Below are 24,660 nucleotides of genomic sequence, written 5' to 3'. Positions count from 1 at the left end.
TCGACTGGTTCGATCAAATCAGCGTGCAGGGGTCGGGAGTGGCCTGATCCTGCCGACCTCTTGCCTGATCGTGCTGACTCCACTTCAGGGCGGGAATCGTCAGCTCGGCGACGAGTTCGTAAGAGCGCAATCGGTCCTTGATGCCGTGCAAGGGTGTCAGGATCATCAGCTCGTCCGGCCTGATCGCGTCCACAAGCGACCACAGACCGGCGCGAACGGTGTCCTTCGACCCGGCGACCATGCGGGCGTACTCGTTGTCCATCCGGACTCGCGCGGCGTCGTCGTAGGCGTGCGCCGAGGCCTGCTCCGGAGTCGGCAGCAGCTCAGGGCGTTTGTCGCCCAATGCCACGCCCATCAACGTCGGCCCTGCGAGCCAGCGAGCCTGCTCGTCTGTTTCCGCCGCGATCACCGGGCACGGGATCATGACGTGTGGTGCGGCGAGTGCGGCCGAGGGCTCGAAGAGATCGCGGTAGAGCGCTACGGCGGCTGCTGTCTTCTGCGGGAAGAAGTGGTGCGCGAACACGTACCGCACACCGAGCTTCGCGGCGAGGCGCGCGCTCGCTTCGCTGGACCCGAGAATCCAGAGCGGAGGAACGTTCTCCTCGGCGGCGATCACGCGCACTGCTCCCGCCCGAGGCGGACCGAAGTACCCGGCGAGTTGAGCCACCTCCTGGGCGAAGGTGTCCTCCTTCGTCAGTGGACGGCCGCGCAGCAGCTCCGCCGTCTTCGGATCGGCACCGTGCGCCCGGCCCACACCCAGGTCGATCCGGCCGGGGAAGAGCGCTTCGAGAGTCCCGTACTGCTCTGCGATCGCGAGTGGGGAGTGGTTGGGCAGCATCACGCCACCCGAGCCGACGCGCAGGCGCCGGGTCGCCGCCGCGACCCGGCCGATCAGGACACCGGGTGCGGCACTGGCGAAGCCCGGCGCGTTGTGGTGTTCGGTGAGCCAGAAGCGGTGGTAGCCGAGCTCTTCGACGTGCCGGGCCAGCTCGATCATGTCGCGGTAAGTCGACCGGACGTCGCCACCGTGCGCCACGAGGGACAGGTCGAGAACGGAAAGTCGCATCCCTGCCAGTGGGCAGTCAGGGCTGCTCGGCCTGCTGGGCATGCGGCTCTCCTCTGAAGGTCGGGAATGGGGACCACCGCACCAAGTCATTCAGCCGGTCTCGCTCGCGTCAACGATGTGGCCGACATTGTTCGGTTGACTGTTCGGGTGCGGCTCATATGGCGTCTCACGTTTCGGGCTAGATGTGTACCGTCATTAATCATCTGAATCGTTGACCGCGCTTGTCATAAATGTTCTTCTCTGTCTGTCCAGACATTGCTGAGTGGAAAGGAACGAACATGACGGACGAAACTCCGAACGGCTCCGGCGATCTGAGTCCTGAGATCGCGGACACCGAGCTGGGCAGCGTTTCCGCTGGTGCCGACGAGCCGCCGCGTTACTGCGGCGCGCAGAGCTGTCAGCCGAACTGGAACGCCAGCGCACCACCGGTCCACGAGTGACGCGCGCTTCCGTCGATCTCGAGGTCGGCGGAAGTGACTTCGCGGCTCCAGTGGTGATCTCCCGTGGCGTCGAGTGGGCGGTCCGGCCGTCCTGTGAGGCACCGTTGGTGACGATGCTCGGCCAACCGGGTGCGGGCTCTCGTTCGAAGGTTGAGGACGGGGACCGCCGAGCGTTCTTCAACCTGTTGTGACTGGTTGGAGTAGGTGCGAGGAGTGCCCGGTGCGCCTGATGAGAGCGTGTCCAGTCCCATTCGGGGCATCCACGAACAAACGCACCCGATCATGAGGATGGAAAGCGCTCACTGAACCGGGCTGTTCGTCTGGTCTCCGCTCGCGTCAACGATGTGGGCGGCATTGTTCGGTTGACTGTTCGGGTGTGGCTCGGACGGCATCACGCGTTCCGGTTTAAATGTTTACCATCGTCGATACTCCGAATCGATGATGGGCGTTTGCAGAGAATGATATATCTGCCTGCATGGGATTTGCTGAGCGGAAAGGAAAGAATGTGACGGACGAAACTCCGAACGGCTCCGGCGATCTGAATCCTGAGATCGTAGACACCGAGCTGGACGCCGTTTCCGCTGGTGCCGACGAGCCGCCGCGCTACTGCACCGCGGCGAGCTGCCAGCCAGAGCAGTGGAAAAGTTCACCGCCCATCCGCGACTGATGTGTGCTTCCGCCGATCCTGAGGTCGGCGCACGCGACTCTCCAGGGCTCCTGGGGGCTCCAAGGGGCGACCTCAAGTTCGCCCCTTGGAGCCGTGGGATTCCGCATTGTCACCACCCGCGGAAGGAGAACGGGATGACGCACGACTTTCGGTGCGCCGATGTCGCGCTGGTGCGCGCAGCGCTCGGATCCGCTGCTGCCGCGGACGAGTTCGCGGGTGAGGGAGATGTCGCGGCGCTGGAGGCGGCGGCGAAGGACGGCCTGCTGCGGGAAGCGGTGGTCGTGGCGAGCCCGTCGCTCGACGCGGCATGGGACAAGGCGCTGTTCAACAGCGGAATGTCAGCGGCGAAGCTGCGTCGCACCGCACATGCCGTGGAGCGTTATCGGCTCAGGTTCTCCTCCCGGGCGACGCCGTTCGGCCTGATGGCGGGAGTGGCGGCGGCGAGCTTTGGACCGCGCACCAGGGTCCGCTGGGGATCGCACCACGTCAGGAACGCGCGGGTGGACCTGGAATGGCTGCTGGGACTGGTGGACCGGCTGGAGCGCGAGCCGGACGTGCTGAGGACGGCTCGGGTCGTCACCAACGACCTCGCTTTCGTCCGGGACGGCAGACTGGTCGTGCCGTGCCGGTCGTCGTTGCCGCCGCTGCGAGCCGCAACCGAGCGCTCGGTGCGTCGGACACCGGCGGTCGCGTTCGTGACGAGGCGGGCCTGCGGAGGTCGCCCGCCGACCTTCGCGGACCTGGAGCACGAGCTGCGTGAGCGTTATCCGGCAGCGGATCCGGCCCGGTGCACGCGGTTGCTCGTCGATCTCGTCGAGGCCGAGGTGCTGCTGACTGACCTACGCCCGCCACTGACAGCAGCCGACCCGCTCGACCACGTGCTGACGCGCCTGCGTGAAGCGGATGAACTGCCGCTGTGGTGCCGTGACCTCGCCGGCGAACTCGCCGCGGTGCGCGACGACCTGGCCGAGTACGTGCGCACACCGCTCGGCGGCGGGCGAGCCAGCTGGAAGGTGGTCACCGATCGCATGCGGAAGCTGAGCGAGGGTGAGCGGTTGATCCAGGTGGACGTCGGCCTGGACGCCGAAGTCCACTTGGGACAGACCGTGCGCGAGGAAGCCGAGGAACTCGCGCAGACGATGTGGCGGATCTCGGCCGGACTGTCGGTGCCGGTCCGGCTGGGGGAGTACCACCACGAGTTCGTGGAGCGCTACAGCGTCGGCAGGCCGGTGCCGTTGCTGGAACTGCTCGATCCCGACGTCGGCCTGGGTGCTCCGGCGGAATACCGATTCCCGCCGAGTCACCGGATGTCGCGCTCCGCACCCACCGCGAGCACGCGGGACGTGGCGCTGCTCGCGCTCGCCCACGAGGCCGCGTACTCGGGCGCGCTGGAGGTGCTTCTCGACGACACGCTGCTCGAACGGTTGTCCGGTGAGGGCGTGCCCCCGCCGTCGTTCGACCTGCTGACGCAGCTGCTCGCCGACTCGCCCGAGGCGATCGACCGGGGTGACTTCCGGCTGCTCGCCGAAGGCGGTGGCGTGCTGGGCGGTGCGTTCGCCGGCCGGTTCGCGCCGTTGCTCGGCGTGGCGGACGAACGATTCGCCGAGATCCTCACAACAGCACCCACCGACAACCCGGACGCGGTCAGGGCGCAGTTGGTCGTCCAGCCGTTCCGCGGACCGGCCGGTGCCGTGGCCCAGGTGCCGCGCCGTTTCGACCACGTGATCACCATCGCGGCGTTCGCCGATCAGGCAGAGGGGCAACTGGGTCTCGCCGACCTCGCCGTGGTGGCCGACGCGGACCGGCTGGCGCTGGTGTCGGCGAGCCTGGGCACCGAGATCGTGCCCACCACACCGTCGATGCTCGCCACCGCGAACCACTCGAGCAACGTGGCGAGGTTCCTCGACGACCTGGGGCGGTTCGGCGGGCGGCAACCACACTGGTACTGGGGGACGGCCGTGAGCTTGCCCTACCTGCCGCGAGTGCGTCGCGGCCGGAGCATCCTCGCCTCCGCCCGGTGGCACCCGGCCGCACCGGAACTGGCCGCTGCACCCGACTTCGACAGCTGGTGCGAGCTCTTCGCCGAGTGGCGTGCCCGCTGGCGGGTTCCTGACCGCGTGCGGATGTACGACCCTGTCACCTGCCTTCACTTCCATCTCGACCTCACCGCGATCTCGCACCTGTCCCTGCTCCGGCACGATCTCGGCCGCAACCCGGACATCAGGCTGGAGGAAGTCCCCGGCGGGGGCGAGTTCGGCGCAGGCTGGCTCGGTTTCCCCGGCACCCAAGGCCACGCCAACGAGATCGTGTTCTCTGTGCAGCGGACCGAACAGGTGCGCACGCGGCCGGTCAAGGTGGCTCCGAGACGGGAGCGCAGGGTGTTCCGGCCTGGCTCGGAATGGCTCTACGCCAAGGTTTACTGCTCACGGGAGCGGCAGAACGCCATCCTGGTGGACCACCTACCACTGCTCCTCTGGCAGCTTCCGTCCGCAGTGGACAGCTGGCACTTCGTGCGCTACCGCGACCCGGAACCCCACTTGCGGCTGCGCTTCCACCTTGCCGCGGCGACGCTTCTGCCCGACGTCCTGGCCGCGCTGCACGACTGGTCGGCTTCGCTGCGCGCCGCGTGCGTCGCGGATCGGCTGGTGCTGGACTCCTACGACCCAGAGCTGGAGCGCTACGGCGGACCGGCCGCGATGGACTGCGCCGAGCAGGCCTTCCACGCTGACAGCACCGCGTGTCTAGACCAGCTGGTGCTGTTGCGCGACAGCAAGTTCCGCGCTGACCCGACTGTCCTGCTCGCTGCGGACTTCCTCGACGCCGAGCGCCGGTTCCTGGGAGCGGACTCGTCCGGTGGCTGGTTGCGCACCGTCGCCACGCCCCTGGAGGTGCACGAGGTCCCGGCGCACCTGCGCGCGCAGGCGAAGGAGCTCCTGGATCCCGGAGGCGACTGGACGCACCTGCGAGCCGAACCCGGCGGCGAGCGCTTGATCGAGATATGGGAACGCCGGGCACCTGCCCTCGCCGCGTACGGCGGGTTGTTGCGTGACCTCGGCGAGCAGGCGTGGTTCGAGCGCGGATCGGTTCTCTCATCACTTCTGCACATGCACCGCATCCGCCTGCACGGCGTCGACCACCGCCTGGCCGAGCACCAGGCGCTGGCCCTTGCCCGTGCGGCGGCGTTCGCACACCAACGTCGGCTACTGCACCGAGGAGACGTTCGATGACGACCATCAGCGTTCACGTTCTGGCCCGGTTCCACGACGGGTGGCGCATGTGCGTGACCTCGTCACTGCCCACCGTGCGATCCGGCGCGGTGGAACCGGGAGAGGTCCGGGCGGCAGCCGCACTCCGGCACGTGGCCGCCGAGACGGGTTACGAGGCCAGGCTGGTGGCCGCGCTGAGCCCGGACGGCCACGTCCTCCCCCTGTCGGACAGCGCGGAGCGGTTCGTCGCCGTCGCCGACCGCGCCTACTTTCCCGCGATGAGAGTGGCGTCCGTACAGTGGTTGCGCGAGTCCGAAGTGGATGGTTCAGATCCGCTCGCCGGGCGGGTGTTCGGGCAGATCGAGGACTTGGTGACCGCGCCAGCCGTCCAGCGCGACGAGGAACTCCGGCGCGAGCTGCTGCGCAGGCACGAGAAGGACCAGGCGGCGCGCCTGGCCTGGTGGACGGACAGGTCCGAACCGAACCGGCTGCGGGTCCTCGAAGTCGACAGGGAGAACCTCCCGTGGCTGAAAGAACTCGTCCTCGCCCAGGGCTGGCCGAGTACCGCGCTCGTCGGAGAGGACGGTGCCGAAGCGGCCTGGTACCTGAGCCTGCACGCCGACCTCGACAAGGCGTTCCAGCTCCACTGCGTGGACCTGCTCGGCGTCGCGGTCACCGAGGGCGCGGTGCCCGCGAAGCACTTGGCCTACCTGGAGGACCGGGTGCGAGTCTTCAGCGGTCGGCCGCAGATCTTCGCCACGTTGGTGTGGACCAACGACGAGGGTCGCAACATCTGCTACTCCACTGTGGACCCCGAGACCGTGCACGAACGCCGCGCCGACTGGGGGCTCGCCAACCTGCCGCCCGCTGAGTTCCAACAGGTGGCCGAGATGAGTTGAGACAGATCAACCCGGCCTGCAAGCGATTGCGCAGTTTGAGTCGTTCGTTTGACTCTGGTTGGGTCATTCGATGCCTACGTCCGGGGCAGATGGGAGAATCAGGCAAGAAACGAAGAGGATCAATCCTGCCTACATGCCTGTTAGGCAGGCAGTATCGGTGTTGTCGAAGTCGAACCGAACAAGACAGGTGGGCAGAATATGCGAGTCGCGATCGTCACTGGTGGAAGCTCTGGTATCGGGCGGAGCACGGCAGCCGAGCTCGCTCGGCGTGGTGCCGCCGTGATCCTCACCTACAGCTCGAACGAAGCTGGCGCCAAGGAAGCGGTCTCGGCCATCGAGGGCGAAGGCGGCACCGCGATCGCCCTGCCACTGGACGTGGGCCGTAGCGACACCTTCCCGGCGTTCCGCGCCCAGGTCACCGAGGTGTTGAAGGTCTGGGACCGCGACTCGTTCGACGTCCTGGTGAACAACGCGGGCTTCGCCCGGACTGCGCTGTTCGAGGACACGACCGAGGACCTGTTCAACGAGTTCTTCCGCGTTCTGTTGAAGGGCCCGTTCTTCCTCACCCAGACCCTGCTACCGCTCATGACCGATGGCGGGGCCGTCGTCAACACCTCGAGCAGCGCGGTGGCGCACGCAGAAGCCGGCTACTCCGGCTACGCCACCATGAAGGGAGCGCTCATCGTCCTGACCCGATTCCTGGCCAAGGAGCTCAGCCCACGCGGCATCCGCGTCAACGCCGTGTCGCCCGGCGCCACCAGGACCCGTCTCAGCGACAACGTCTTCGAACGTCACCCTGAGGTGATCTCAGCCCTCGCGGCCAAGACAGCCCTCGGACGGATGGGCGAGCCCGACGACATCGGAGTGGCGATCGCGGCATTGACCGGTGACGACGGCCGCTGGATCACCGCGCAGAACATCGAGGTGTCCGGCGGCTTCGCACTCTGACCAGATCTACCACGGCGAGTCGGGGCAGCCACTCACGCGGCTGGCCCGTCTCGCCGTCAAACTGCGCAACGCCACAACCGGACCACGCCTCGCGTTTTCTGGATGAACGCGCCACCACTTACGAGCGTTGCGATGGTTCACCTCGTCGTCCGATTGGTTGTCGGGCCCGCTGCGGTGATGGAGAAGCGCGGTCACTACCTTCGTCTGTTCGCGCGGGGCATGAACAAATCCGGGCGTGCCGGACCGTTGGGTGTTGCGCGCAGGACTCGCCCGCTGCGGGTGACCGCCGACATCGGCAAGGTCCGGTGTGGACGTGGATGAGTACGAGCGAGCGGGTGTCGGCGCCTCGACAGGCACTGGACGGCTTTCCCGGACTCTTGATCGCGGCGATTCAGGGGCCCAGGGCTATCGCGGCCGGTGCCAGGTCCTGCGTGACTATCTGCGTCCGCGTCAGCGCACAGGTTCCCGCGCGTGTCCTCGGCGCCAAAGGTTCCGTCGGCCGTCGGTTTGGATCATGTGCATCCCGAGAACTCGACTGGTGACGATCCGCGGCAGCTGGGCCAGACCCTGAGCCCAAGCCCACGAACTGACTGTGCTGCCAGGACATGGTCGCTCGTTCGCCACCGCGTTGTTCGCCCTGCGCGGTGATCGTCTCGAGGAGTGGTTGGCTGCGGTCGACGCCGATGCCCTGCCCGCGTTGTGCTCGTTCGTGATAGGCGTGCGGCGCGACCAGGACGCTGTTGCCGCAGGACTGACATTGCCCTGGAACTTCGGCCCGTCGACCGCATCAAGATGTTCAAACGACAGATGTACGGACGAGCCAGCCTCAGTCTTGTCCGCAAGCGCATTCTGCTCGATGACTGGCATCGCAATCCGGCGGCTTACGGGAACCGCGCCAGATTCCATTTTCACCCGTCGACGGTGGTCACCGTTTCACGAGTCTCTGGCACAGACGAACGGTACTCTCGCCGGCGTGGGGCTGCAGCGTCGAGGGCGGGCGAGTCCACCGTGTCCACGATCGCGGCGTTCTGTCGTGATCGCAGAGGGCCTGGCCCCATCAAACCGATTGCGGTTGCCGTTCGGCAACCGCAGCGGGTAGGGGAGCTGTTGTGCGTCCCAGCGCAACATTTTGGAGAGGTACAGCGGCGCGATCCCGCGACTGCGGGATCGCGCGGAGGCTGTGATTCACCGACCTCATGGCATCGGTTTTCAGCTATCTGGCCTATGAGGTCTGAGATCACGGAAAGGCGGCACTTCGGCGAGGTTCAGACCGGCGAGCCACCGCCGATCGGATGACGGGCCACACCACGCTCGGATGCAGAAGGCTTCCAGGCCCGCTCAGCATTTGCGCGACCATGCCGAATCGTCGGTACACAGCGGGGTGCGTGGGAATCAACCGCACGATCTGGTCGAAGTACCACTGTGAGACCCGTGCCGTCCATGGCTGCTCGTCGGCTGTCCAAGCCGCGTCGGCGCTCGTCGCGACAATCCACGGCATACGCAGGACGTTGGCCGACCTCCGGCGGAACTTCGCCACCACAGCCGACAGGTCACGGTTGCGGGAGAGTACCTGATGCAGGACCTTGGCCTGCAGCGCCACGACCGTCATGCCCTGCCCGTACACGGGATTCAACACGCACACGGCGTCGCCGAGGCAGAGCAATCGATCAGGCCAGCGGTTCATACGGTGGTAGGGCGTCCAGCGGTTGTTCAGACCAACGAACCGGTAGGTCGCCTCCTCCGACGGGGCGGTTGCGACGCATTCGGCGATCGCCGAGTTGCGTAGCGAGCGCGCATAGGCCAGGAAACCCTCGTCGTCCACCGGCGGCCGCTCGCCGCTCGCTCCGATCAACGTGATCTGCCACTTGTTCGCCTCGACCCTGTTGACAACACCGCCCCGCCGAACATCGGGCGCGTACGTGAGTTCATTGTTCGTACTCCAACCCTGGTCGGCATCGGTCGGGATGCTGGCCACGCGGGAGGCGTAGGACATGTTGCTGTCCACGACGATGTCTGCGGGAACGTCGTACCCGGCCTCGGTCAGCCACTTGGACAGCCTGGCGGTGCGGCCTGAGGCGACCACGACCAAATCCGCGTGCACTGTCTCGCTCGGACCGTGCACGCCTCTGACCTCGCCGCCGATCAAGTGCAATCCTTCGACGGAGAAATCTTGCCGCAGTGTTACTTCCGGCAGCGCTAGTACGCGAGCTCGGAGGAGGTTCTCCAAGGCGGCACGGGTGAACGTCTGGACTGGCACGCCGATGTCGGTGAGCGGTGCCCAGCCTGTCGGAAACAGAACCCTGCCGGACTCTCCCAGGTCGAACAGCGGCGCCCCAAGCTCGATCAGTTCCTCTCGCAGCCCGGGGAAGAGGTCCTCTACGACGTTGGCGCCTGCGGCGAGCAGAGCGTGGGAGTGGCGTGCTTGAGGCACACCGCTCCGGTGACCGTCTCCGGCCGGGCCGTTGTCTCGTTCCAGTATCGTGACCAGGGCGCCGTGCTCAGCCAACACTCGCGCCGCCAGCAGACCACCGATTCCGGCTCCTACCACTACCGCCCGCATGCCCTTCACCTCCGTTCCCAGGTAGTGCAGCGGTTGACAGTTCCGTTCGTGGTCACGGTGAGACTCACGTCTGCTGGTGTCCACAGTTCACAATCACATCCACCTGGCAACATCACGACTCCTCATGACGAAATGCTGATGCCGTCGTCGACATGTGCTAGGACCACGCCCTCAGGCCCGCTATTGGAAGGCTGGACGGCCATCTGCAGGGCGCTGGTCGCGTTGAGGTCCGCCGACAGGTTGTCGATGCCGCGTCTCAAGGCTGCGAACCGAAATTCCACCCGCGCGCACATGGCGTCACTTGCTGCGGGTGAGCATCAGATCGGCAAGTGCCCGCGTGGCTTCGATTGCTTCGAGGTCACCACCTATCTCGTCCAGGCAACGCAACGCGAGCCTCCATTGATGTTGGGCTTCAGCCTCCGTCCGCTCACGCCCGCCCGCCTGGTCCACCAGCTCAACGGCCTCCGGAAGACGCTCGGCAGTGATGGATCGCGTTCGATAGAGCGCGACGAGAGACTCGCCCGCGGCCGAATCAGAAGCCATCGCCGCAACGACCGGCATGGTTTTCTTGTATCGCAACAGATCCGCGCCGACTGGCTTACCCGTCACGTCTGGGTCTCCGTAGATTCCGAGTACGTCATCGACCAGTTGGAACGCCAGCCCCATGTGATGGCCGAACCGGCGGAACGCGGACACCTGGTGATTCAGCGCGCCACCCGCCATCGACCCCAGCACGCACGCGCCGGAGATCAGCGCGGACGTTTTGCCCGCAGCCATCGTGAGGTAGTCGTCGACCGAGACGGCCGGCAGTTGTTCAAAGTCCATGTCCCGCTGTTGGCCTTGGCACAACGCGACGACCACCGAGCCCAACTCCGCGCACAGCGCGGCTGCGTTCGGCTCACCCTCCTGCGCCAACACCTGACCTGCCAGCGCCAGCAACGCGTCACCGAGCAGGATTGCACTAGGCACACCGAACTGCGTCCAAACCGTCGGTCTCCCTCTACGCGTTCGGTCAACGTCCATGATGTCGTCGTGTACCAACGAGAAGTTGTGCACGAGCTCGATGGCGATACCTGCCCGCAACGCGAGGTTGTTGTTGCGGCGGTCTCCGTCGAAGGCACGGGCTGCGTTCAGCACCAGCGCTGGGCGCAACATCTTGCCGTGCGGTGCGGTGACCGGGTTCATTTCCGCGTCCCACCACCCGAAGTGGAACCCCGCCGCCGCGCAGAGCGGCTCGGGCAACTGGGCAACGGCCGCACGCAAAGGGCCATCGATCTCAGCCGCGCTGTATTGCAGCAGTTCGGCTGCCGCAAACGAGTTCGTCCTGGAGACAGTCATGTAGGCCTCTCGCCTTCGTGCGGATTCGGGTGAACTTCAGCAAGAACTCGCCGTCGAGAGCTGTGGACCAGCATTGAAACGCGATTCGCTTCGGCCTCCGTGACGACTTTCGACACGACGGACGGGCCTGGTGGGTGAGGGCTGTAGTACAGCGAGCGCCTGATCATTTCACCGTCCACAGGATCTTCCAGATCGAGTGCCTACACGCAGTTGGTAGGCCGTTGAGTTGACCGGATCGGAGCCCAAGGATGGTCGTGGGTGCAGCTACGGCCTCAACCGCAGCTGCCCGAAAGGTACGTCCGCGCACTGACAACTGCCCGAACGACCATGAGTTCGAGTGGGTCACAAGGTTCAGCTTTCCTCAGACCGACGACTTGCTGGAGAGGGGCGCTGAGTAGGGCCTGCACGGACTGTCGGACCAGAATGATCAGGCAGGTCAGCTAGCGCCTCGCTGTGGTGAGCCGGGCATGGATCCCTGCCCTTACCCGCGTTGTGGTCGCAGAGGTGTTGACAGGGAGACCGCCGACACGCAACGTGCTCGTCCTTGAGGAATGGGAGTTTCCGGCCCGCACTCAGCTCAGCAGTGACAAGTCGATCTACAGCATCCCGAAGGGATCTGCGACATGGCAACAGTGACGGCAGAGTCGGTGTATCTCCGGTCGTTGAGACGCGTTTGGTTTGAAATGAAGCTCAGCTTTCAGTTCAATGCCAATGACGGCCTCGAGTACATGTTCCCAATGACTGTCTGCACCCTGGGGGCGTGGTTGAACATTAACGAACCGGATCGGCCTCTACTCTTGTTATTGTTCGTTAATACTGCGCTTGCGTGGCTAGCGTTGTATTCTCACACACTATCGAACCAATCCTCTGGAATGGCTGAGGATTTAATCAATAAACCTTATCGTCCAATTCCTCGCGGGCTTGTAACTGTTCGTGGAGCCAATGTCCGGTTTGTTGCCGTTTCATTTCTCTTCTTGTCCTTGTCCTTGCTCTGGGGGGTCTTGTGGGCGGCGATCAGTGCGTTGGGCTGGGTTGTGCTGCACAACTATCTGGGGTGGCACAGAAACTGGTTTGGGCGCCAGGTTTTCAACGTTGCGGTGACCTTTACGAGCTATGCGATGGCATGGCGCTTGGCCGGCCCGGTTGGTGAAGTCGGGTGGCGATGGATTTCGGTGCTGGCCGCTGCCCAGACTGTCATCTTCCTTCAGGACCTCAGGGATGTCGATGGCGACGCTGAAACTCAGCGGAGGACAGTCCCGCTCGTCATCGGCGACTGGCCGACGCGCATACTCGGCGCAGGTATGCTCCTCGGGCTTGCGGTTTTCGCGTCCTGGATGTTGCCCATCGATCGGTTCATGGCAGATCTCGGGCCGTGGTGGGCTGCCGGTTACGGTGTCGGCTGTGCGTTGATTGCCGCTCATTTTCTCGTGTACAGAGGGCCCAGCGATGACGACCGTGCTTATCGCGCCTATCAGCTGTTCGGTCACGGCTGGCCTATCCTTGGCTTGTTCCTGATGTCGTGAAGTGATCAGGTTGGTCACGGATGTCTGGCCGGAACCACTGCATCGGGACAGCAGGCGCTCGGGAAGGCACCCCTGCATAGGCGGACGGCGAAGACGAGCGTTCGACCCCTTTGGTGCCCTTCCGCAAGTGGATGGGCATATCCATCCTGCCGCCAGTACGACCAGTCATCCGTGGGCAGCCAGGGCACTCTCATGCCCAGGGTCCGGGTGTGCGCATGTCCATCTGGGCACTCTCGGCGGTGTGAACAGGCTCGATCACCTTCCGGGATTTGTCATTACGAGGAGCCGTCGCGGTTACTGGACCAGTGAGGCGTGGGGCACTGCGGCTCAGTGTCCTCATTGGAACCTTTCGAACAAGAGAGGTAGCTCATGGAGCAGTACGAGATCCTCGCCGACGAGGACGGCCACGTTCGCGGCTACGACTGAAGTGGAGTGGCCTCGTGTTAAGGGGCAAGGTGAGGCGCCCGCGAGGACTGTTCTTGGCGGGCGCTTCATGTTCGGACACCTTGATCCCTGACAGTGAGGCTTTCCGAGTAACCCTTCGTGGCGTTGTGTGATCAACTGTTGTTGGTCATGTGGTGCGTCCGTGTTCGCGGTGGAGCAGGACCAGTGCGGCGGCGACGATGCCGCCGAGGCGCCAGGGGCAGCCTCGGTAGCGGCGCAGGGCCTTGTAGCTGGTCTTGAGCAGGGAGTTGGCGCGTTCGCCGAGGCAGCGCAGCGCGCCGTGAACGGCGTTGTAGGTCTGCTGGTCGAGGGTGAGCTGCCCGTGCTTCGGTGTCTTGATAGGGATTGTGAAGGTCTCGGGCTCGCCTGCGTAGCCCAGGTCGGTCAGTGCCAGGGCGCCATCGCTGATCCAGTCGGTGATCGCGGCCAGCAGTTCGGGATCGGCGCTGATGTCGTGCTCGCGGCCGGGCCGGACGTCGGAGGTCCACAGGGGCTATCCGTCCGGGGCGGAGACGACCTGGATGTTCCCGCCGTGATGGTGGTGCTTTCCGCTCCACCACAGATCCACCCCCGTGGTGGGGCCGGGTGTGGAGATCCGGTCGGTGCGTATCAGCGTGCCGTCCACGATCACATGCGAGTGCCCGGCCGCCTTGGCCGCCAGCAGCGCCCCGTGCAGCGACGGCCGGCCCGCCGCGAGTACCGCGACGCCCTCGTCGCGATAGGTGTACGCGGTGGACACGGCGATCGCGTTATCCCTGGTCAGAGCCGACATCCTGGTGTCCTCCAGGAACCAGCGCAGCACCAGCACCGCCTGCTTGTAGGTCCCCAGCGCGCGGGTGCTCTTGCGCGTACCTCGCCGTTCACGCTCGGCGTGCAGCAACGTCGATAAGAACAGAACGGTGTCCTCGGTTGCTTCCAGGACAGCGGTGTATGTGACACTCATCGAGCGCGGGACCCCTGTGAAGTTGATCTGTGAGAGGACCACTTCATACCGGGGTTCCGCGTCTTTTTGTTGCACCACAACAAGTCCGGCGCGTCACCAACCGCTGCTACACAACGTCACCGCCAGTTACGCGGAAAGCCTCAGTGGGTGTTGTCAGGGGAGAGGATGTCGTCGCGGCAGATCGCGCAGGAGTTGGATGTGTCTCGCATGAGACGTTGCGGGGCTGGGTTCGGACGCCTCGTAAGCAGGCCGATCCGGAGCAGGTGGTCAAGGCGAAGCAGGCCGGTGAGACGCGGATGTTGCGCAAGCGGCTGGCTAAGGTGCAGAAGGAGAACGAGATTCTCCGCAAGGCGGCCGCCATATTCGTTCGCGAGATGGGGCGATGATCCGCCTGTACCGGTTCATCTCCGAGCACCGCGCCGAGTTCGGCGTGCAGCGGTTGTGCGCGGTCCTGAAGGTCCGCAGGCAAGGTTTCTACGAGTGGCTGGCCGGCGAGTCCGCCCGCGCGGAGCGGACCGAGTGTGACCGGGAGCTGGCCTCGGTGATCACCGAGATCCACAGTGCCCATTGCCGCTGCTACGGGCGGCCGCGCATCACGTGGAGCTGTAGCGACGCGGCGTGGTGGTCAACACAAGCGGTTCAGACGGGTCATGCGCGAGCACGCCGGGGGCATCGGCCCCGGACCTGATCGGCCGTGACGGCCTCGGCCCGTTCTGTCGAATGTGTCCAGCACCAATCCCAAGAGGCCAGCGTGGCGGTCAAGCGCGGCACACCCGGCAAGCAGCGCGCGGAACTCCCTGGCCTCCGTCAGGGCAAGCAACATCGATAGCCATGCCCCTGCGGTTCTCAACGAGGCGCTGAAACCCAGGCAGCGTGCATGTTGAACCGTTGTCCGGCGCGGGCAGTGCGTTGAGGTGCGCGACCGATTGTTGCTGTGCAGCACGAGGTGTACAGACTGTCGACAGCGCGGCGCCGGCACTGAAGTTCCTTGCGGCGTCAGTTTTGTGGGTGTTCGTATTCGCGAGCGATGGCATGCGCGCCAACCAGATCCGCGATGCGCAGCCGGTCGCGGACCGCGGCGATTGCCGCGGCCGGTGTTCGCACACCGGTAGCCAGAATCTCCAGGGCTTCGGCGCTCAGTCGAGCTGCAGCCGCTGCGGCCTGTGACCCACCAGTGGTCAGTTCCGCTGCGATGTCGTCGATGATCGCGGCCATCAGACCCGCTTGAGACGCTGGATCTGTGGTACGGGCTGCACACAACGAAGGAAGGTCGTACAGGCTTGCCAGGTCGGCGGCGGAACACATCGTCTCGCCGGACAGCGCGACGGCTGCCGCGGGCGTGGCCGGTTTCGTTCCGTCGACGGTAACGATTACCTGCTGGGGCCGCCCTAGTGCCTCAGTGATCACCATGCCCACGTCGACACGACCGACGCGTTCGCTCGGCTCACGTCCCGCCTGTGCTGCGTGCAGGTGCCGGTCAACCGCCACGGCGAGCAACGCGCCGATCGTCTGGCGGTGGGTCGGCGCGCCGCTGGCGACCACGACCTGGGGCAGGTTCATCCCGCGGTCATGGCGGGCGAGCACCGCATCGGCGAGGTATTCCGCGAGCACGTCCAACCGGGCCATTGATGCGGGATCCGGACGAGTTGTGCCAGGTTCGAAGTCGAACATGACGTGTGCCTGGACGCCGGGTATCTGCGGCACGATCTCCGTGGGCGGCGCAAGCCTCGCCGAGTAGCGGTGGCCGGGTCTTGGCGCCACGTTGGTGAACTCGATCAGGTCCAATGCGGCGTTGAGCGGGTCGTGCTCCTGGATGTCCTTCAACGCCACAGGAAGGACGACCGTGTGCACTGCCGTCGACGGGTCGGCGGCGATGGCGTTCACCACTGCCGCCCAGAGCACTTCTGCGGAGGGATAGGTTCCCGTCGCGGTGACGGCCAGGTTCAGCACACCGTCTGTGAGGTTGAGGTCCAGCGCGGACCTGAGGTCGCGGGCTGCTTTAGGGGCGGCCGGATCGCGTGCCTGGAGTAGTGCGGCGATTTCAGCGGCCTCGTCGCGCGGAGTGCGCGGCCGGCGGCGCAGGATCGCGGTGAACTGCGGGTCGTCGTGGAACCGTGCGGTTCGGCGACCACCCCGGTCGGACGGGATCTCCGCGCCGATGTCCAGCCACGTTGCGGCGGCTTCGGTCAGGCCTCGATCGCTGTGCGCAACGGTGACGGTCCGCACGAGGGCCCGCCACGCCGGGCGTCGGGCGATAGCGGCGACCGCGGCTTCCAAGACGAGGTCGCCGCGCGGGTGGGCGCGCAAGAACCGATCGAGTACAGCGAAGTCCAGGTCTCCACGGGCTCGCAGCCGTCGCACCAAGGTGATGACGACGTCCGCGACTTGCTCAGTCAGCTCGGCGCGGCCTGGTGTTGGCGGAGCGGGCCGGGGCACGGTCTCAGGCGACAGGACCGCACCTCCGAACCTGGCGGCGATCTCCGCGCCGAGTACACCGTGTGCCTGGTCGTGGTGCGGGTCGGTCTCGTCGTCCATGGCGGCGTCGAACGCCTCTTGTTCGGCCATCGGGGCCTGGGCCGTGAAGACCTCGTCGACGTTGACGACCACGAACCCGTTGGCGCGCGCCATGTCCGCCATCTCCCGGACGGAGGCGAGGTCGGCGTCGGAACAAGACCTGGCGGCCACGAAGTGCTCACGTGGTACGTCGGTCCACAGCACTGCGGGCCACCCGCGGTCACGTGCGGCGCCCGCGTTCGTGGCGAGGTGCTCCACTGTCGCGGCGTCGGTGACCGGGCCACCCAGTACAGGCACGTGCACTGCTTGGAAGTGCTCCAGGTCGACACGCCGCAATCCGTCGTCGACGAGATCCGCCACGTACCGGGGCGGTGGCATGGGCCGGACTACGCCGGTGACTTCGGGTGACTCCTGGACGATGGCCAACTCGAGCGCGCTGATCCGTTCTAGGCGTTGTGCGGCCCGCAAGTCGTTCAGGTATTGCTGCCAGGTGGTCCACCACGTGGTCTCGGCGTCGGCGAGCGCAATCACCAGGTCGTCATCGGGTTTGCCGTCGACACGCGCGGTGGCGAGCGCTGCGGCCTCGTCTGCCCACTTCTTGCTGGCGCTGGCGAAACTGTCGACGGCATTCACGAGCCCTTCAGGGAGCTTGCCCGCGAACTTCGCGGCCACGGCGTCGCGAACCCGCACGAGGTAGGCGCGGTCGACCGTCAACCCCGCGACGCCGATGCGGGACCCGTCAGTGGTGCGGGCGACGACTCGGAACTCGACGCCCGCGAGAAGTCCGCGAGTCATCGACTGCGGCTTGGTGATACGGAACCCTGCCTTCGGGGTGCGGTCGGAGCTCGAGTAGAGGTCGGCTTGGGTCCTGAGCCTCTGGTCGAGGCGGGTGTCCACGAGCGGGGTGTCCTGTGAGGTGGTGGTGTGCACGGACTGGAAGTTCTGCGTGGCGGCCAGGGCCGTGCCGGGGTCGGCGTTGGGCGGGTTCTCGCCTGCAGACAGAACAGGTGCCACGAGGGTGGAGCGGAACACCTTGCCTGAGGCCGAAGTCACGCCGCCTCTCTCGGTGGTGATCGCGTTGCTGTCCATTTCGACGCGGTTGCTCGCGGAGGCCAGCATTGGCTTGGGTTTGAGTCGAGCGTGCACCACGAGGTCACGACCGAGGCTTGGCGGCAACGGCACAGCGAAGTCGCCTTCGGTCATGCTCGGCAACCCGGCCTTCACCGTTGTTCCGGTCACGGCGGCACGAACCGCGAGCACAGCCGCAGTGTCGATCTCTGCCCCGGACTCGGCCAGGGCTGCCAGCACTGCGCGGCGCAACGTGGTGACACGGCCGAGAAAGTGCTCGACCTCGTACTCGCCAGGCTGTGGCAGGGAAAAACCACCCGAGCGCCAGTCGTCGTGGAACTTGGGGAACAGCTCGATCGGGGACTCCTGGCCGAGCCTGCCATCGACATCGGCTGGCAGCAGCGTCTCCTCGGCGAGTTTGCGGACGCGCACTCGCCGCACGGTTTCGATGCGCGCGACCGGCTGTCCGACTGTCTCGGTCATCGTCTCGGGGTCGAAGCCCAGTTTGCGGTCGATCCGCACGATCAGGCGAGCATCGCCCTGGTACACGCCGACCGGTCCGCTGCGGACCTCTGCATACATCGTGCGTTCGGTGGTGGCGGTTCGTGTCGCGGTGTTCGAGTGCGAGACCGGTGTGTACTGGACCTGCAGGCCGCCGCCGACCGTGCCCGCGCGGATCTTGTCGTCCTCGCCGGGGTCGATGTCGCGGATGCGGCCGTGGGTGCGGGCATTGACAGTCAGCGTGCCCGCGCTCGTGGCGCGCAGGGACTCTTTGGTGTCCACCGACGAAAAGATGGTCCGCGCGGCGAGCCTGCGCACGAGTTCGACGGACCCCTCCCCAGGCGGGGAAGCCCACTCCACGTCGATGCTCAACACGTACGTCTCGCCGCTGAACCGGCGCTCGACGCGGATCGGGGTGCTTATGCCGCCGTTGACGGCGATGCCGAAAACCTTGTCCACCCCGCGCAACTGCTCCTCTGCGATCCGCGCGTTGTCATGCACTCCGAGTAGCGTGGAAGGTGGCAGCAACGCATCAGCCAGCTCATCGCCGAGCTGTTCACGCAGCTCCGGTAGCACGTCGCTGATGTCTATCACGCCGTCGACCGCGCCGATCCCGAGCGAGCTGACGTCGGAGGACAACGATTCAGGGGCAGGCAACGTGCGTGCAGGGACGGTTGGCGGCGCGACCACAGCCTTCTGGCCTTGCAGCTCGGCCAGTTGCTCCTCGGTCATCCACACCAGCACCGAGTCCGGCAGGACGAACTGCTCACCCGCGGTGTGCACCGGGCTGGGGGTCGTCAGCTCCAGCCGGTCGAGGTTGCCGCGCACCTGTGTCTCGGCGACGACCTCGACCCGTACCCCGATCCGGACCAGTACCTGTTTCTTGACCTCGGACATGAAGTAGGTCTTCTCGGTGCCCTGCATCTTCCGCGCGCGTTTGCGGCCCCGCCTCACAGACCACAGCGACACCGTCGCGCCGACCACACCGAAGGAGGCACCGTCGGCTTGCTCGTTGTGCGAGGAGATCGCGCCCCTCGGCGTGAACGTGGACGACAGGTCCTTGTCGACCACGGTGCTGATGTCTCTGGACCAGTCCGCCCACGTGCTGCCGATCGCGGTCCGCTTGAGCCACTGGTACTCCTCGGAGCTCAGCCGCTGCGGCGCGACAGGACTGAGCACCACGACGACCTGGCCGTAGACGTCGGCTCGGCGGCGGGAGTAGACCAGGCCTTCCACCACATGCCTGCCGAACAGACGAGGCTCCTTGCGGAGGTGGTCGGGCGAGAACCGCTCGGTGACAAGTTCGGCGTTCAGGCCCTCGGACATGGCGAACGCGTCGTCACCGGAGGCCAGTGCGAGCATCTCCGACGCCGAGCGAACAATGTGCTCGGTGCCGGCGATCGACAGGACGTTCGTGCCGTCCAGCACTGCGGCTCCAGGCCTGAGATCGCGCGCGCTGGTGCCATCTGGCAGCGGTCTGCGGGCGACGGGCGTGACCTCGATCTTCTCGGGCCGGACGCCGGTCACCAGGTGGTCGGGGACCAGGAACTCCACCGGCACCGTCAGTGGATCGACCGGCACCTGCATCCGGGCAGGAACATGCCGACCGCGTCGTCCGAAGGTGACCGAGCGGACCTCGTTGCTCGCCCGGCGATAGGCGGTGACCGTGGGCGTGATCCGCAGGTCTCCTTTGAAGTGCCGCAGCCTCAGCTCTGCGACGGTCGCGCCGGTGACTCTCGTACCGTGCTTGTGCAGCACCACCTCGCCGGCCTCGGCGCCCACCGCGCTCATCTGGGTCCACGTGCGGCCGAGCCTGACCGTCGAGGCGAGCGCTTCCGCGGCCCGCCGCAGGAACAGCGTGACGCGGCCCTGCACGGTGCCGCCGACTGTGGTCGCTCTGGTCGTGGTGAGCGTGCGGGTGTCGCGCTGCTTCACCCTGGACTCCGAGGCGGACTGGGCCGCGCCGACCTGGAGGTCGCCGTCGGCTAGCCCCTGCAGGGTGGCCTTGAGCCGGATGGTCACCACGTTGTCGTGGAAGAAGCCCTGCTTCACCAGAGTGATCACCAGACCCGGTCCGACGAGCTGGTCCACGAGTTGAGTGAACTGCTCGTCGGACAGCCGGTGCTTGACCGACTCCTGCCGCTTGATGATGTCGTTGACCGCGGCCTTCAATCCGACCGCGAGCGCAGGGTCGTCGAAGTCTTTGATGAACGCTGACGAGCTGAAGTGGTACCAGCGGTGGCCAGGTACGCGCCGTAGCGTGTCGGCGATGGCTGCGTAGACCCGGTCGTGGGTGCACAGGGCCTCCACTTTCGCGCCGGTGAGCGAGAGTCCGGACTCCAGGTGAGCGGGGCCGAAGTGAGTGCGGTCGCCACCGCTCCGATAACTCGATGGCCGGTCGTCCTCCGCGGCTGGAGCCACGATCCCGGCCGCGAGCGCCCTGTCCCACGTCGTCCACTGGTAGGCGATGACGTCGCCCTCCAGTGTGCGGGCCGGGCGTCCGAGCGTGCGTATCTGGAGTTCGTGGACGGTTCGGTAGCGCACCAGCCTGCCCTTGTACTCCTGGTTGTAGCGGGACCCGATTTCCCGCTTGAGCGCGGCCGTGCGCGACCGCTCGTGGCTCATGTCGAACCCCGGGCCAAGCGAGAACATCAGCACGCCCGCGTGCTGGACGGCGGCGACCGCACCGCTGATCCCGGCTTTGCGTCTGCCGGTGCGGCTGCCGGTGCGTCCGGCCTTTCCGGAACTCCAGTCGTTGAACTCCATGTCGGCGAACTCGTCGAGCACCTCCACCTGGCGGGCAACCAGCCGCATCTCGACCGCGTTGCCGTAGCGGATCAGATCCAACGGGCTCGACAGCGCCCCAGTAGTCAGCGGCGCGGACCGACGCCACCCCGACTCGGGATGCTGGCCGGGGTCGTGCACGACCATGCCTGGGAGCTGTGCGGCGATGTTTGACCGGTGGAGGAACTCAGCGAGCACCTGGCGGCCCGGTGAACCGATCTTGGTGAGGTACTCAGGCAGCATCGCCACGGCCTGGTCGAACAACGACGCCTGACCGAGGATGACGTCCTCCAGCGCGAAGGCAACTGGCGGTGCGCTGAACAGGGGTTTCAAGCCGGTGCCGTTGTTGGCGCGGTCACGGGTTGGGTGGCCCGCGATGAAGGTCCCGGTCAATCTCTTGTCTTGACCGTGGCCGAGTTTCCCGACGACCCTTTCGTCCGCGTCCACAAGTTCGACCGCATAGGACACACAAATGCAAGTGCGGCCGGTCTCGGTGTCCACGGCACTGGCGGCCCGCTTGAACTCGTGCTGTACGTCCTGGTCGCGAATCTCGTTGACGTTGGTCGTGAACGACGGGGTCAGGGTTGCGATCATGGGGGCCACCGCGGCGACCGTGATCGGTACGGCTACTGCCGGGGTGGATGCCGTACCGGTGTGCGTGGTGGCGAACCGCCGCGTCTTGGTCTTCGGCACGAACGTCCGGCCTGTCTTCCCCGGCAGCTGATCGGAGGCGTTCCAGTCGAGCTCGGTGTGCACGATCAGTTCGTAGTCCTTTCCTCCCTGCCGGATCGGATAGCGTCGAACGTCACCAACAAGCGTGGCGACGCTGTTGCGGAGATCGCGCTCCACTCGGTCGATCCCGTGCACTGGTTGCCGCTGGGGCCTCGGCGCGTGATGGCGAACCAGCACCGCTGGTGGCGTTGGGAGCAGTTCGCCGACAACAGCGCGAATGTCGACACCCTCCACATGAGAATGTTGCACAGACTCGCCCAATCCCAGACTTTGCGCGAGGTAGTCCGGCATGGCGAGCCGCGCTGCCAGTGGCAGGCCGGGGTTCGGGTGCGGCTGCTCGTCGTCCTCAGGATTCGTCGTGAGCCCACTGGGGTTGCGGGAGATCGTCCGGTTCGGGTTGAGCCCGAGGTCGGTGAGCCCCTGTCTGTCGACCTCGAAAACCACCGCTCCGTCGTGGCCGCTGAGCAGCGGATGGCTCCCGGGTGGCGTGACCTCCCACGACGGTACGGCCCGCACCAGGTAGCGGTCGCCGACGATGTCCAGCAGCTCTCGCTCGTGCAGGTCTGCTTTGAGCACCAGGGCCGATCCGTCAACTTCGATCCGGTGGCCCTGTGCGGAAAGAGCCTGCGGCAAGTTCTCTGACAGCGCTTGACCGGTCGTGGCCGTCGTGACCGCGGCGAGATCATCGCGGGGCACCGCACGCAGTATCGTGTTGTGCAGGGCGTGGGCGGCGAACAGTCGAGTCTCCACAATGGACTCTGGTCGCAACCCTGGCAGGCCACCCAGTTCCCACTCCCGGCGCACCGACCCGCTGACCCGGTCCAGCGAAACGCCCACAAACTGCTCGTCCGAGAACGTGTCAGCCTGGAACACCACTGATCGGACTGCATCGGACACCACGACGTCGCTCCGCCATTCGTCAGACTCGACTGTGATGCCGACCCTCATGTCGTGTCCGAAGTGGTCTGCGCCGCCCAATGACTCCCGGAACTCACCAGGGGCCAGAGAGGCCGTCAGCACGGCGTTCTGCTCGACCGGACCGGCCGCGGTGTCAACCGCGACCCGCAGAAGCACACCGCGGCTGAGCAACTCGGCCAGCACCGCGTCCTCACCGCGATCTGGGCCAGTCGCCAGCGCGACGGTCACGGCCACATCGTTGAACGCGGTGGTTCCAAGTCCTCCTGCAGGTTCTCGCAAGCCGAACAGGTCGAGCAGGCGCGAGCTCAGCAACGCCGTCGCGTGCATCGATTGGGGCCGGGTGGCAAGTTCGTGGCGTACGGCGGTGCTCAGGTCAGCCAGCACTCCGGGTCGGTCGAAAGCCACACTGCCAACGCCATGTCCAACTCCGTGTGGAGCATGGCGTGCCGCGCCTCCAGCAGGGTTCGGCAGCGCGCTCCTCTCGCCGGGAAGCGCCTCGTTGCCATCGCCGGCCGGGGACACCGCACCGTCGAGGTCGTCTGCACGCAACCTGCTGCCGTCGTCGACAGAGCTCAGTTGCGGGACCGTCAGCGGTCCGGAAACAGCCAGGTGCGTTTCGGGTGGTGCGATCGCCCTGAGGTGTAGGGACTTGGTGTTGTCGATCGCGGTGCGGCGATTCCTCAGAGCCTGGACGCCTGCACCGGAGATGGCACCGTTCAGCATGCCTTTCCAAATGTCTCCTGGAGCGCCGCCGAGCGGGATCGTGAGGGCGCCGACTATGCCTTCGGTGACCGACTCGACGAACGCGGCTTGGGCCCAGTTCTCCTTCCACTGCGGTCTCCACACGTTGAGCCCGCGGGCCAACGCGCCTGCGAACGCTCCCGCGGCCGCGCCGAACGCGAACGAGTAGGCCGACGACAGCTCGTCCCACGATTGCCGGTTCTGCTCGGCGAACTGGACGGCCTGGACGATCGCATCCTGGCCGACTTCTTCCGCACCCTCCTGGACGGCCTTCTGTGCGATCATTCCGAGCGTTGAAGTCAGCAGTCCTGGGGCTGCTTCCTTCGTGACAGCGATGCCGAGCAGTCGTCGCACCCCGGCCACGAATCTGGCCATCATCCCCTGGACAACTTCCTGCATCATCGTCAAGAAGGGGCCGATCAACGGCCATTCGAAGGGGTCGATCAGCATCCGGGTGACCTCGAACGCGGTGAACGCGATCTGCACGAGAATGGAGTACTTGGCGGCTTCGACGTTCAACGCGTAGTTCCGGGCCACGTCAGCCATTTCGCGCGCGGAGCGCGCGTGCAGCGCTGGTTGGTCGGCCAAATCACGTCCGTAGCGCAGGAAGGCGCGGCCGACGGTCTCGTCGACGTGGTTAGTCACTTCGCGCAACGACTCGACCAAACCGAGCACGACACCGTCGATTTCGTCGGCGGTGTCGTCCAGCGCTGCAGCGATTGCGCGGATTCCGTCCTCATCACCTTTGGGCCAGTTATTGCCCGCTACGACGATGAAGAACCAGTCGAGTTCAGGCGGGACCGTGACGCTCATGGACGCCTGCTTGCCAGCCGGTCCGTCATGATCCTCAGCCTCCTCCGAGACACTGGGCCGGGCGGCCGGTAAGGGTAGGCTACCCTAATCTTACCTGAGGTGTAATGGCGTGAGTGCGGGATGTGGCTGAGGTCTCGCGATCGTCTCCGGGGGCAAAGGGAGCCGTGCCGACGTGCGAGAAAGTTGCAGATGCGAACATGGTGGGTGAAGCTCCTTGTAGCGCTTGCTGTGGCGGAATTGCCTTCTGCAGCGCAGGTGGTTGGGGGCTGATCTCGGTCCGGTGACCAATGTGGGCGGACGGGCACGGAGTCGCGCTCGACAGTGCATCAGCGGCCAGTCGCTCGCCTCACCTTCAGGCTTCGTTATTTACCCTGTGGTGGAGGGGATGAGGCCTGAGAACCTGGTACTGGATTTGTGTGCCGACCGGGTGTTGCCTCGGTGGCGAGAGGGCGGTTGATGGCTGTCCGCGGCAACATGACGATTCCCGGTGAGCTCAACTGGGTTTTCATCATTCTTGCGGGTGGTGATTGGCCGCCGGGTTTGGAGGGGGATGTC

At 65.9% G+C, this 24,660-nt stretch carries 12 protein-coding genes and 1 pseudogene; 8 read left to right on the top strand and 5 right to left on the bottom strand.

The features are described 5' to 3' along the window. Nucleotides 1–13: 13 nt before the first annotated feature. The gene (locus LFM09_RS47300; RefSeq protein ID WP_414103211.1) at nucleotides 14–1,066 is read right to left on the bottom strand and encodes an LLM class flavin-dependent oxidoreductase; all 1,053 of its coding nucleotides are present in this window, start codon (nucleotides 1,064–1,066) and stop codon (nucleotides 14–16) included. A gap of 278 nt (nucleotides 1,067–1,344) precedes the next feature. On the opposite strand from LFM09_RS47300, the gene LFM09_RS47295 reads away from it, so the two are divergent. The 6 genes from LFM09_RS47295 to LFM09_RS47270 all read left to right on the top strand — a co-directional run bounded on the left by LFM09_RS47295 (nucleotide 1,345) and on the right by LFM09_RS47270 (nucleotide 7,226). Then, nucleotides 1,345–1,506, top strand: a complete 162-nt coding sequence (locus tag LFM09_RS47295) for a hypothetical protein (protein WP_414103210.1) — start codon at nucleotides 1,345–1,347, stop codon at nucleotides 1,504–1,506. Then, the gene (locus tag LFM09_RS47290; protein WP_414103209.1) at nucleotides 1,503–1,697 is read left to right on the top strand and encodes a hypothetical protein; all 195 of its coding nucleotides are present in this window, start codon (nucleotides 1,503–1,505) and stop codon (nucleotides 1,695–1,697) included. The genes LFM09_RS47295 and LFM09_RS47290 overlap by 4 nt, the downstream gene beginning before the upstream one ends. A gap of 284 nt (nucleotides 1,698–1,981) precedes the next feature. Then, nucleotides 1,982–2,173 carry a hypothetical protein gene (locus LFM09_RS47285; RefSeq protein WP_414103208.1) on the top strand — a complete coding sequence of 64 codons (192 nt, stop codon included), beginning with the start codon at nucleotides 1,982–1,984 and terminating at the stop codon, nucleotides 2,171–2,173. A gap of 134 nt (nucleotides 2,174–2,307) precedes the next feature. Further along, nucleotides 2,308–5,400 (top strand): lantibiotic dehydratase, encoded by a 3,093-nt coding sequence (locus LFM09_RS47280; protein ID WP_414103207.1) that lies wholly within the window; start codon nucleotides 2,308–2,310, stop codon nucleotides 5,398–5,400. Continuing rightward, on the top strand, nucleotides 5,397–6,278 hold the full coding sequence (locus LFM09_RS47275) for a DUF6624 domain-containing protein (protein ID WP_414103206.1): 882 nt from the start codon (nucleotides 5,397–5,399) through the stop codon (nucleotides 6,276–6,278). Before LFM09_RS47280 ends, LFM09_RS47275 begins: the two co-directional genes overlap by 4 nt. A gap of 198 nt (nucleotides 6,279–6,476) precedes the next feature. Beyond that, nucleotides 6,477–7,226: an SDR family NAD(P)-dependent oxidoreductase gene (locus LFM09_RS47270; protein WP_414103205.1), complete on the top strand. Its 750-nt coding sequence runs from the start codon at nucleotides 6,477–6,479 to the stop codon at nucleotides 7,224–7,226. Nucleotides 7,227–8,463: 1,237 nt separating this feature from the next. Here LFM09_RS47270 and LFM09_RS47265 read toward each other — a convergent pair. Both LFM09_RS47265 and LFM09_RS47260 read right to left on the bottom strand, forming a co-directional pair. Next, nucleotides 8,464–9,786, bottom strand: a complete 1,323-nt coding sequence (locus tag LFM09_RS47265) for an FAD-dependent oxidoreductase (RefSeq protein WP_414103204.1) — start codon at nucleotides 9,784–9,786, stop codon at nucleotides 8,464–8,466. 297 nt (nucleotides 9,787–10,083) lie between these two features. Then, nucleotides 10,084–11,124: a polyprenyl synthetase family protein gene (locus LFM09_RS47260; RefSeq protein ID WP_414103203.1), complete on the bottom strand. Its 1,041-nt coding sequence runs from the start codon at nucleotides 11,122–11,124 to the stop codon at nucleotides 10,084–10,086. Nucleotides 11,125–11,747: 623 nt separating this feature from the next. Here LFM09_RS47260 and LFM09_RS47255 point away from each other — a divergent pair. After that, on the top strand, nucleotides 11,748–12,647 hold the full coding sequence (locus tag LFM09_RS47255; protein ID WP_414103202.1) for a UbiA family prenyltransferase: 900 nt from the start codon (nucleotides 11,748–11,750) through the stop codon (nucleotides 12,645–12,647). Between the two features lie 571 nt (nucleotides 12,648–13,218). Here the strand turns inward: LFM09_RS47255 and LFM09_RS47250 are convergent. After that, a pseudogene (locus LFM09_RS47250) lies at nucleotides 13,219–14,034 on the bottom strand (transposase family protein). A 382-nt stretch (nucleotides 14,035–14,416) separates the two neighbouring features. Here LFM09_RS47250 and LFM09_RS47245 point away from each other — a divergent pair. After that, nucleotides 14,417–14,722 carry a hypothetical protein gene (locus LFM09_RS47245; protein ID WP_414103201.1) on the top strand — a complete coding sequence of 102 codons (306 nt, stop codon included), beginning with the start codon at nucleotides 14,417–14,419 and terminating at the stop codon, nucleotides 14,720–14,722. 308 nt (nucleotides 14,723–15,030) lie between these two features. Here LFM09_RS47245 and LFM09_RS47240 read toward each other — a convergent pair whose 3' ends face one another. Then, nucleotides 15,031–24,105, bottom strand: coding sequence for a hypothetical protein (locus tag LFM09_RS47240; protein WP_414103200.1), 9,075 nt, complete (start codon nucleotides 24,103–24,105; stop codon nucleotides 15,031–15,033). Nucleotides 24,106–24,660 lie beyond the last annotated feature (555 nt).

Source organism: Lentzea alba (assembly GCF_047445655.1).
GTDB lineage: Bacteria > Actinomycetota > Actinomycetes > Mycobacteriales > Pseudonocardiaceae > Lentzea > Lentzea alba_A.
This window is presented reverse-complemented; position numbering and strand designations above follow the sequence as displayed.